General features: G+C 75.2%; 5 protein-coding genes. All 5 read left to right on the forward strand.

The window, feature by feature from the left end:
* Positions 1–72 precede the first annotated feature (72 nt).
* The gene (locus tag ACFVGY_RS27675) at positions 73–7,440 is read left to right on the forward strand and encodes an amino acid adenylation domain-containing protein (protein ID WP_385681873.1); all 7,368 of its coding nucleotides are present in this window, start codon (positions 73–75) and stop codon (positions 7,438–7,440) included.
* A gap of 30 nt (positions 7,441–7,470) precedes the next feature.
* Entirely contained in the window at positions 7,471–8,766 is a 1,296-nt protein-coding gene (locus ACFVGY_RS27680; protein ID WP_385681875.1) for an LLM class flavin-dependent oxidoreductase, read from the forward strand.
* Entirely contained in the window at positions 8,763–9,689 is a 927-nt protein-coding gene (locus ACFVGY_RS27685; RefSeq protein WP_385681877.1) for an LLM class flavin-dependent oxidoreductase, read from the forward strand. The genes ACFVGY_RS27680 and ACFVGY_RS27685 overlap by 4 nt, the downstream gene beginning before the upstream one ends.
* 13 nt (positions 9,690–9,702) lie before the next feature.
* Positions 9,703–10,254: an NADPH-dependent FMN reductase gene (locus ACFVGY_RS27690; RefSeq protein WP_385681879.1), complete on the forward strand. Its 552-nt coding sequence runs from the start codon at positions 9,703–9,705 to the stop codon at positions 10,252–10,254.
* A gap of 26 nt (positions 10,255–10,280) precedes the next feature.
* A partial coding sequence (locus tag ACFVGY_RS27695) for an S-adenosylmethionine synthetase N-terminal domain-containing protein (protein WP_385681881.1) occupies positions 10,281–10,949 on the forward strand: 669 nt, incomplete at its 3' end.

Here is a 10,949-nt window from a genome sequence, read left to right on the forward strand (position 1 = left end):
GGTGTGCGTACAGCTGGTGGAGGCGACCGCCCGCCGTCCCACGCCCCTGATCCGATCCAGGAGAGACCCCAGATGACCCAAGACCCCTCCGCAGGCGTGCTGACCGGGACGCGGGCGGCGGACGGCACCCGCCGGACGGCCCTGACCGAGGAGCAACTCGGCCTGCTGCTCCAGCACCGCGCCGACCCCGCCGCGTCCCCGTACAACGTGCCGCTGGCGCTCGACCTGCGCGGGCCCCTCGACCCCGCCGCACTGGAACGCGCACTCGGCGTCCTGACCACCCGTCATCCGATGCTCTCCGCCCGCGTCGTGGACGACGCCGACGGCCTGCCCGAGCTGGAGATCCGGCCCGGCCGCAGCCCGCGCCTGGAACGCGGCACCGCCGCTCCCGCCGCCGACGGAGCCGACGCCGCCGCGCTGCTCGCCGTCGCCCGCCACGAACTGGACCTGGAACGGGACGGTGTCCTGCGCGCCCTGCTGCTGCGCCACGCCGCCGAGCACCACACCCTGCTGCTGGTCGTCCACCACCTGGTCGTGGACGGCGAGTCCACCGCCATCCTGCTCGCCGACCTCCTCACCGCGTACCGGGAGGGCGGGATCCCCGGCGAGGCCCCGGCCGACTTCGCCGACTACGTCGCCGACCGCGCCCGCCGCGCCGACACGGACCCCACGCCCCTGCACGAGTACTGGCGCGAGCGCCTGGACGGCGCGGACGTCGACGTCGACTTCCCGCTCGACATCCCCGGCCGCGGCGACACACCGGTCGGGCGGAGCGTCCCCGTCGAGCTGGACGCCGACCTGACGGCCGAGATCGGCCGCTTCTCCCGCACCCACCGGGCCGGCCCGGCCGCCGTGCTGCTCGCCGCCTACCTCAAGGCGCTCGGCACGTACGCGCGCCAGTCCGCCCCGACCGTGGCCGTCCCGCTGGGCGTCCGCAACGACCTGCGGTTCGAGCGCACCGTCGGCTACTTCGTCCGGACCCTGCTCGTCCGCTCCCCCGAGCAGGCCGGCCTGAGCGCGGCCGGCTTCGTGGCCCGCGTACAGACCGAACTCGCCCGCGCCGTCGACCACTCCCGGCTGCCGTTCCCCGCGATCGCCCGGCTCATCCCCGGCACCGACCCCGCCGACCCGCAGGTCTTCAACTGCACCTTCGTCCTGCACAGCTGGGCCGACGCCTCCGCGGCCGCCACCGACGGCGTCGAGCTGCCCGGCGGCCTGCGCGCCCGCTGGCGCCAGGACGTCCCCTCGCCCGGTCTCGGCCTGCTGACGCTCGAACTCTACGAGGGCGAGGGCCGGGTCCGCGGCCGACTCAAGTACGACGCCTCCCGCATCGAGGCCGCCACCGCCGAGGCCTTCACCGAGCACGTCACCACCCTCGCCCGGCAGATCGTCCGCGAACCCGAACGCCCGGTCACCGACCTGGAAGGCGTCGGCCCCACCGCCCGCGCCACCCTCGACCTGCTCAACGCGACCGACCACCCGATCCCCGACACCGACGTCGACACCCTGCTGCGCCGCCGCACCGAGCGGCAGCCCGACCGCGTCGCCGTCGAGTTCGGCGACCGCGCCTGGACCTACCGCGAGCTCGGCGACCGCATCGACGCGTACGCGCAGGCGCTGGCCGGCCGCGGGATCGGCGCCGGCGACCGGGTCGGCACCATGCTGCCCCGCACCGACGAGGCGGTCGCCGCCATGCTCGCCGTGCTCCGGATCGGCGCCGCGTACGTCCCGGTCGACCCGGCCCACCCCGAGGCCCGCCGGCGCCACATCGTGGACAGCAGCGGGATGCGGACGGTGCTGGTCACCGCCGACACCGAGCGGGCCTGCCCGCCCGGTGTCGTGCCGGTCCGCCTGGACGCGCTCACCGCCGGCCCGTCGGCCGTGCCGCAGGGCGCCCCCACCGCCGACAGCGCCCTGCACGTCCTCTACACCTCCGGGTCCACCGGCCTGCCGAAGGGCGTGCAGCTCAGCCACCGGGCGCTGGCCACCGACGTGCTCGCCGCGATCCGCCACTTCGACATCGGCCCGGACGACGCCATGCTGCTGAAGGCGCCGTTCACCTTCGACGTCAGCGCGCACGAGATGCTGGTCGCGCTGGTCGCCGGCGCCCGGCTGGTGGTCGCCCCGCCGGACGCCGAGCGCGACCCCGACCTGCTCGCACAGACCCTCGACCGGCACGCGGTCACCCTGCTCCACGTGGTCCCCTCCCAGCTGCGGCTGCTGCTGGAGGCCGAGGACTTCCCCGCCAACCGCAGCCTGCGCACCGTGGTCAGCACCGGGGAGTCGCTGCCGAACGAGCTGCGCCGCGCGTTCGAGGCGGTGCACCCGGCCCGCCTGCACAACGCGTACGGCCCGACCGAGACCTCGTACTCGACCGTCTTCTCCTGGCCGCGCGGCGACGCGGGCTCGTGGACCCGGCGCGGCGAGGTGCCGATCGGGGTGCCGTTCGACAACATCCGCTGCTACGTGCTCGACGACGAACAGCGGCTGCTGCCGCCGGGCGCACCGGGCGAGCTGTGGATCGGCGGCGGGACGGTCTCCGACGGCTACCTCGGCGATCCCGAGCGCACCGCCGACCGCTACCGCACGCTCGACCTCGGCGACGGCCGCACCGGGCGGGTCTACCGCACCGGCGACCTCGTCAGGCTGCTGCCGGACGGATCCCTCACCCACCTCGGGCGGTTCGACGACCAGGTGAAGATCAACGGCAACCGGGTCGAACTCGGCGAGGTACGCGCCGCACTGATGGCCGTCGAGGGCGTCGAGGACGCGACCGTCCAGGTGGCCCGGCACGCCGCGGGCAGCCTCCAGATCACCGCGTACGTCGTGCCGCAGGGCCTGGACGCCGCGGTCGTGCGCCGGCACGTGAGCCGGGCGCTGCCCTCGCACATGGTGCCGGTGCGGATCACGCCGGTGACGCGGATCCCGCTGCTGGCCAACGGCAAGACCGACCGCCAGGAACTGGCCCGGCTCGCCGCCGCCGCGGCCGAGCCGTCCGAGGCGCCCGCCGCCGCTGCCGCTGCCGCCGCTGCCGCTGCCGCCGCGGTCCCCGCCGCCGCCCCTGCTGCCGCGGTGCCTGCTGCCGCCGCTCCCGCACCGACTCCGTCCGCCTCCACCCCCGCCGCTTCCTCCGCCGCCGCTTCCTCCGCCGCCGCTTCCTCCGCCGCCGCTTCCTCCGCCCCCGCTTCCTCTGCCCCCGCCCCCGCCGTTCCCGCGCCGCCGGCATCCGCGGCGACACGGCCCTCCGCACTGCCCAAGCTCCGGGCCGTCTGGGCCGACCTGCTGGGAACCACCGAGGACGGCAGCCAGTTCTTCGAGGACGGCGGCGACTCCATCCTCGCCATGCAACTGGTCTCCCGGATGCGGCGCGAGGGCCACACCCTCACGATGCGCGAGATCTACAAGCACCCGGTGCTCGCCGACCTCGCCGCCCACCTCGACTCCAGCGCGCCGCAGGCCCCCACCGCAGCAGCTGCCGCGCCCGCGTCCGCCGGCCCGGCGGGCGGACGGCCGCTCGCCCCCGTCCAGTCGTGGTTCTTCCGCCACATCAAGACCGACCTCCACCAGTGGAACCAGTCCGTCCTGCTGGAGCTCAACCGCCCGCTCGACGCCTCCGCGCTGCGGCTCGCCCTCCAGGCCGTGGTGGCCGCCCACCCCGCGCTCAGCGCCCGCTTCGAGCACGACGGCGCCAGCGGCGACGGCCGGATGGCCGACGCGCCGCCGTTCGCCGCCTACCCGCCCCGCGAGGTGCTGTGGGAGCGGGAGTTCGGCGGCGAGGACGAGCTCGACCGGATCCTCGAAGGGGCCGAGGAGAGCCTCGCCCCGCTCGACGGCGTCCACGTGCGCGCCGTCCTCGCCCGCGACCGGCGCGACGGCACCGAGATGCTGCTCATCGCCGTCCACCACCTGGTCGTCGACGGCGTGTCCTGGCGCATCCTCCTGGAGGACCTGGAGCACGCCCTGGACGCCCTCGCCGACGGCGCGCTGCCCGCCCTGCCCGCCGAGGCCCGCTCGTACGGCGAGTGGGTCGACGACCTGCCCGCCGTCGCCGCCCGCCCCGGCGAGGCCGACCACTGGCTCGACCTGGCCGAGCAGCGCACGGCGGCCCGCACCCTGCTGCTGACCACCCCGGCGCCCGACGAGCAGCAGATCCGCCGGATCGAGTTCTCCCTCGACGCGGACGCCACCCAGCAGCTGATCGGCCCGCTGCCGCGTCGCCTCGGCCTCTCCGTGCACGAGACGATGACCAGCGCGTTCGCCCACGCCCTCGCCCGGTGGCGGGGCACCTCGACGGTCACCTTCGACGTCGAGACGCACGGCCGCCACGGCCGCGACGACCTGTTCCGCACCGTCGGCTGGTTCACGGCCATCCACCCCGTGGTGATCAGCGCCGAACGCGCCCGGGACCCCGAGGAGTTCGTCACCGAGGCCGGCCGCGCCCTGGCCGCCGTACCGCAGGGCGGCGTCGGCTTCGGCGCCTGCCGCGAGTACGAGCCCAGGGCGGCCGTCCGTGACACCCTGCGCGCGATGCCGCCCGCCCTGGTCTGCTTCAACTACTACGGCCAGGCCGACCAGCTCAGCCCCGCCGGCCGGTTCCGCATGTCGGGCCGCCCGATCCCCCGGGAGCACTCGGCGCGCTGCGAGCGCGTCTACGGCATCGAGGTCTACGGCATCGTCCACGACGGCCGCCTGCGGATGGGCCTGACCTGGGTCCCCAGCCCCGCCGACGGCGTCGACGAGGACGCCGTCGAGGCGCTGGTCGCCCAGATGCGCTGGGTGCTCGCCACCCTCGCCGGCGCCGACCCCGACGCCGTCCTCGCCGGTGAGGTCACCGCCCCCGGCCAGACCGCCCGGGCCGCCCGACCCGCCCGTACCGGCCGCCCGGCCACGGCCGCCGGACCGCAGCGCGAGAGCGTCCCGGTCACCGCCCAGCAGCACGGCCTGCTCCTCGACGCCCTGGCCCACCAGGGCACCGGCCGCTACGTCGAACAGCTCCACTGGCGCTGGCACGGCCCGCTGGACACCGACCGCTTCACCGCGGCCTGGCAGGCGGTCTTCGCACGCGAGGCCGTCCTGCGCACCGCCTTCGACTGGCAGGCCGAACCGCGGCTCGTCCTGCACGAGGAGGTGCGCCCCGAGGTCGTCCGCTTCGCCCACGGCAGCGACGACTGGGACGACCTGCTCGAACGCGACCGGTTGCGCGGCTTCGACCTGCGCCGTCCCGGCCTGCTGCGCGCCACCCTGTTCGACGAGGACGCCTCCGACGGCACCGCGACCGCCTCCACCCGCGTCCTGCTGACCTTCCACCACGTCCTGCTGGACGGCTGGAGCGTCTCCCTGCTGATCCAGCAGTTCTACCGCGCCTACCTGGCCGGCGGCACCCTGCCCGAATCCGGCACGCGCCGTCCCGACATCCGCGACTACTCGCGCTGGCTGCACGCCCAGGACACCGGCCCGGCCCGCGAGTACTGGTCCGCAGCCGTACCCGGGGGACCGCTCGCGGTGCGCCCCGCCCTGCCGGGCGAACCGACCGGGCAGCACGGCTCCGGCCGCGCCCAGACCCGGCTGACGCCGGCCGAGGCCGAGCGCCTGCGCCGCTGGGCGGCCTCCCACGCCGCCACCGAGAGCAGCGCGCTCAACACCGCCTGGGCCCTGCTGGTCAGCCGCGCCTGCGGCGCCGCCGGGCCCGTCCGGGTGGGCTTCGGCGTGACCGTGTCCGGACGCGGCATCCCGCTCGAAGGCGTCGAGCGCCTGCCCGGCCTGCTCATGAACTCCCTGCCCATGACCGTCGAGGTCGACCCCGCGGCGACCGTCCCCCACCTGCTCGCCACCCTGCGCGACCAGGCCCTGGACATGGCCTCCTACGAGTGGGTGTCCACCGGCCAGATCCACGAGTGGAGCGGCCGCGGCGCCGGCGAGAAGCTCGTCGAGAGCCTCCTCGTCCTGGAGAACTACCCGCGCTCCCAGGACGGCCTGGAAGACGACCTCGCCGCCCAGGGCATCCGGGTCGAACTCCCCGACGCCGCCGGCTCGGAGACCGCCTTCCCGGTCGCCCTGCTCGCCTACCGCGACACGGACGGCAGCCTGGTGCTCGCCGCCGTCCACGACCGGTCCCGCCTGGCCGACGCCGACGCCGCCACCATGGTCGAGCTGTGCGCCCGGCTGCTGCGCGACCTCCCCGTGACCGCCGACGACCTCACCACCGTCGCCGACCTCCTGGAGACCCTGCCCGACGACGCCCTGCCCCGGATGGCCGACCGGCCCGAGCGGGACCGCGACGACGACGGCGGCGGCGCCACCTGGCCCGAGGGCCCCGACACCCAGCTCCTGCGCGACGCCTGGCAGGCCGTCCTCGGCACCGCGGACGTCGCACCCGGCGACCACTTCTTCGAGGCCGGCGGCCACTCGCTGCTCGCCATGAAGCTGCTGCGCGAGATCGCCGAACGCACCGGCCGCACCCTGCGCCTGGACGACCTGCTCGGCCACCCCACCGCCGGAGCCCTGGCCCGGCTGCTGACCGAGGGCACGGCCGACGGCGAGCGCGGCGTACTCGTACCGCTGCGCGAGGCCGCCGACCCCGACGCCGGCACCCTCTACCTGGTCCACCCCCCGGGCGGGCAGGTCGCCTGCTACGCCCAGCTCGCCCAGAGCTACCCGGGTCCCGAGGCCCTCACCGGCATCCGCGACCCGCGCGTCGACCAGGCCGAGCCCGAACACCTGACGACCGAACAGCTCGCCCAGATCTACCTGGAGGCGCTGCTCCCCGCCCTGGAGAGCGGACAGCGGGTCGTACTCGGCGGCTTCTCGGGAGGCGGAGTCATCGCCTACGAGATCGCCCAGCGGATCGCCGCCGACGGCTGGGAGCCGCCCCTGGTGGTGATGATCGACGCCGGCGCCCCCGACGGCGAGGTCACCGACGCCGAGGCCGAGGGATCGTTCGCCTCCCGGCTGCGCGCCGTCGCCGAGAACCGCGCGGACGCCGAGAACGGCGCGGACACCGAGAACGGCGCGGCCACCGGGTCCGCCGTCGAAGCACGCGCCGCCGAAGCACGCGCCGCCGACGGCCCGGCACAGGCGACGGACGAGCCCGCCGACGCCGACGCGTACCTCGCCGAACTCGCCCAGATCGCCGACTGGGTCCGCGGCGACGGTGGCGGCGACCCGGTCGCCCTGATGACCGACAGCGTCGCAGCCGTCCAGCGGTACCGGCCGGTGCCCTACCACGGTCCCGTGGCGGTCCTGCGGGCCGGCGACACCGGCTTCGGCCGCGGCACCGACTACGACGAGTCGGACCGCTTCCACGGCCGCCCCGGCCTCGGCTGGGAGGACCACTGCGAGGACCTCGCCATCCGGATCGTGCCCGGCAACCACGTGACCATGCTGACCGGCGACAACGTGCGCGTCCTCGCCCGCATCCTGGCGTCCGCCGCCAGGACCTGACCGACCCCAGGCCCCAAGGAGCCCACCCCCATGTCACGACCCCGCAGGCGGATCACCCTCGCCGGCATCATCGACGGCCCCGGCGGCCACGTCGCCGCCTGGCGCCACCCCGCCACCAAGGCCGACGCCCAGCTCGACCTCGACTTCCACGTCCGCAACGCACAGACCCTCGAACGCGGCCTGTTCGACGCCGTGTTCATCGCCGACATCGTCGCGGTGTGGGGCACGCACCTGGACTCGCTGTGCCACACCTCGCGTGCCGAGCACTTCGAGCCGCTGACGCTGCTCGCCGCCTACGCCGCCGCCACCGAGCACATCGGTCTGGCCGCCACCGCCACCACCACGTACAACGAGCCGCACCACCTCGCCCGCCGCTACGCCTCGCTCGACCACCTCAGCAGCGGCCGCGCAGCGTGGAACGTCGTCACCTCCGCCGCGCCCTGGGAGTCCGTCAACTTCGGACGCGCCGAGCACCTCGAACACGGACAGCGCTACCAGCGCGCCGAGGAGTTCATCGACGTCGTCAAGCAGCTGTGGGACGCCGGCGCCGACGTCCGCGACGGCCGGCCGGGCACCCCCGTCCACCACCACGGCGAACACTTCGACGTCGCCGGGCCGCTCGACGTGGCCCGCCCCCCGCAGGGCAGGCCCGTCATCATCCAGGCCGGGTCCTCCCCGGTCGGCCGCGAGTTCGCGGCCCGCCACGCCGAGGTCATCTTCACCCGCCACAACCAGCTCACCGACGCCCAGGACTTCTACACCGACCTCAAGGCCCGGGCCGCCCAGCACGGCCGCGACCCGCAAAAGGTCCTGGTCTGGCCGACCCTGGCCCCGATCATCGCCGGAACCGAGGCCGAGGCCCGCGCCATCCTCGCCGAACTCCAGGACCTGGTGCCCGACCACGTCGCCCTGCGCACCCTGCAGGACTTCCTCGGCGTCGACCTCACCGGCCACCCCACCGACGGACCCGTCCCCGACATCCCGTACACCAACCAGTCCCAGAGCACCACCGAGCGCCTGATCGGCCTCGCCCGGCGCGAGAACCTCTCGATCCGCGGTCTCGCCCTGCGCCTGATGGGCGACGTCATCGCCGGCACGCCCGAGCAGATCGCCGACCACATGGAGTCGTGGTTCACCCAGGGCGGCGCGGACGGCTTCAACATCGACTTCCCGTACCTCCCCGGCTCGGCCGACGCCTTCGTCGACCACGTCGTCCCCGAACTCCAGCGCCGCGGCCTCTACCGGACGGCCTACGAGGGGACCACCCTGCGCGAGAACCTCGGCCTCGACCTCCCCGTACGCTCCCAGAAGGCAGGTGCCGCGTGACCCCCGGCCAGAACACCGCCCCCGCCCCGCTGCTCGTGGCGGCCGTCGCCCCCCGCACCGCCGACGGAGCCCTCCTGGACCTGCGCGGTCTCAAGGCCCTCGCGCACGCCGCCGAGCGGGCCGGCCTCGACGCCCTCCTGCTCGGCGACGGCACCGCCGAGGCACCGGCCGCTTTCGAGGGCACCACCGCCACCGCGGCCCTGGCCGCCGCCACCGAGCACATCGGCCTGCTGCTGCGCACCCCGCCCGGCGACCTCGCGCCCTACCACCTGGCCCGGATCACCGCGTCCCTGGACCACCTCAGCCACGGCCGCGCCGGCTGGTGCGCCACCGGCACCGGCCCGGGCACCGCAGCCGCAGCCGAATACCTCCACGTCGTCAAGGGCCTGTGGGAGAGCTTCGACGCCGACGCCTTCGTCCACGACCGCGCCGGGGGCGTCTACTGGCGGCTCGACGGCATCCACCAGCTCGACCACACCGGCGAGCACTACACGGTCGCCGGCCCGCTCAACGTCGCCCGCCCGCCCCAGGGCCACCCGGTGACCGCCGTCACCGACCCCGCGCTCGCCGCCGGCGCGGACCTCCTCCTGCTGGAGACCGACGACCCCGCCGAGGCCGCCCGGATCCGCACCCGCGTCCGCGAGGAAGCCCTCGACCTCGGCCGCGACGCGGACGCCGTCAAGGTCGCCTTCACCCTGCCCGCCGGCGCCGGAGCCGACCGGATCGCCGAGTGGTGCGCCCGGCAGACCGCCGACGGCTTCGTCGTCCCGCTCACCGCACCCGACGACCCGTTCCTCACCACGACCGTCGACGAGCTGCGCCGACGGGGCCTGCTGCGCGCGCCGTCCACCACCGGTTCGACGCTGCGCGAACGGCTCGGCCTCACCCGCCCGACCGGCCGCGCCGCCGCCCTGGCGTCCTGACGGGGCGGCACCGATGGAGACGCTCATCCTCACCGGCAGCACGGCGGCCGCCTCCACCTCCGCCCGCCTGGCCGCACTGGTCCGCAGCCGGATCGAACGGCGCGACCCCGGCGCCCTCGTGTCCGAGCTGGACCGGAGCCTGCTGCGGCTCCCGGGCCTGGACGCCGACGCCTATACCGGCGGCGCCCTCGCCCGCGATCCCCACGTCCGCCACCTGGCCGACCGCCTGGCGGACGCCCGGGCCGTCGTCCTCGTCACGCCGGTCCAGCACGGCAGCTACTCCGGCGCCCTGAAGAACCTGCTCGACCACGCACCGCGCGCGGCGTTCCGCGACAAGCCGGTGCTGGTGGCCGCCACCGGCGGCACCCTCCACCTGGGTGCCGCCGCCTGCGACCACCTGCGCGCCGTCGTCCGTTCCCTCGGGGGCTGGGCCGTGCCCACCCAGGTCATCGCGCAGCGCTCGGAACTGATCGCCGAGCCGCCGCCGCAGCTGGCCGCCCGCATCGACCGCGCCGTCGGCGAACTGCTGCTCGGCGCCCTGATGCTGGCCCCGGCCACCATCTGACCCGTCCATCCGCACCCTGGAGAAACATGTCCCGCCGCCTGTTCACCTCGGAGTCCGTCACCGAGGGCCACCCCGACAAGATCGCTGACCAGATCAGCGACACCATCCTGGACGCCCTCCTGAGGGAGGACCCGACCTCACGCGTGGCCGTGGAGACACTGATCACCACCGGCCTCGTCCACGTGGCCGGCGAGGTCACCACCCAGGCCTACGCACCGATCGCGCAGCTCGTCCGCGAGAAGATCCTCGAGATCGGTTACGACTCCTCGAAGAAGGGCTTCGACGGCGCCTCCTGCGGCGTGTCGGTGTCCATCGGCGCGCAGTCCCCTGACATCGCCCAGGGCGTCGACAGCGCCCTGGAGCAGCGCCTGGAGGGTGCCGCCGAGGGCGAGAACCGCGACGACCTGGATCAGCAGGGCGCCGGCGACCAGGGCCTGATGTTCGGCTACGCGTGCGACGAGACGCCCGAGCTCATGCCGCTCCCGATCCACCTCGCCCACCGGCTCTCCCGCCGCCTGACCGAGGTCCGCAAGAACGGGACCGTCCCGTACCTGCGTCCCGACGGCAAGACCCAGGTCACCATCGAGTACCACGGCGACCAGGCCGTCCGCCTCGACACGGTCGTGGTGTCCTCGCAGCACGCCTCCGACATCGACCTGGAGTCGCTGCTCGCCCCCGACATCCGCGAGTTCGTC

The sequence above is a fragment of the Streptomyces sp. NPDC127106 genome (assembly GCF_042677605.1).
Taxonomy (GTDB): domain Bacteria; phylum Actinomycetota; class Actinomycetes; order Streptomycetales; family Streptomycetaceae; genus Streptomyces.

Bases quoted from the DNA above. Each gene is read 5' to 3' on its own strand.
- ACFVGY_RS27675 (WP_385681873.1), top strand. From the start codon at position 73: ATGACCCAAGACCCCTCCGCAGGCGTGCTGACCGGGACGCGGGCGGCG.
- ACFVGY_RS27680 (WP_385681875.1), top strand. From the start codon at position 7,471: ATGTCACGACCCCGCAGGCGGATCACCCTCGCCGGCATCATCGACGGC.
- ACFVGY_RS27690 (WP_385681879.1), top strand. From the start codon at position 9,703: ATGGAGACGCTCATCCTCACCGGCAGCACGGCGGCCGCCTCCACCTCC.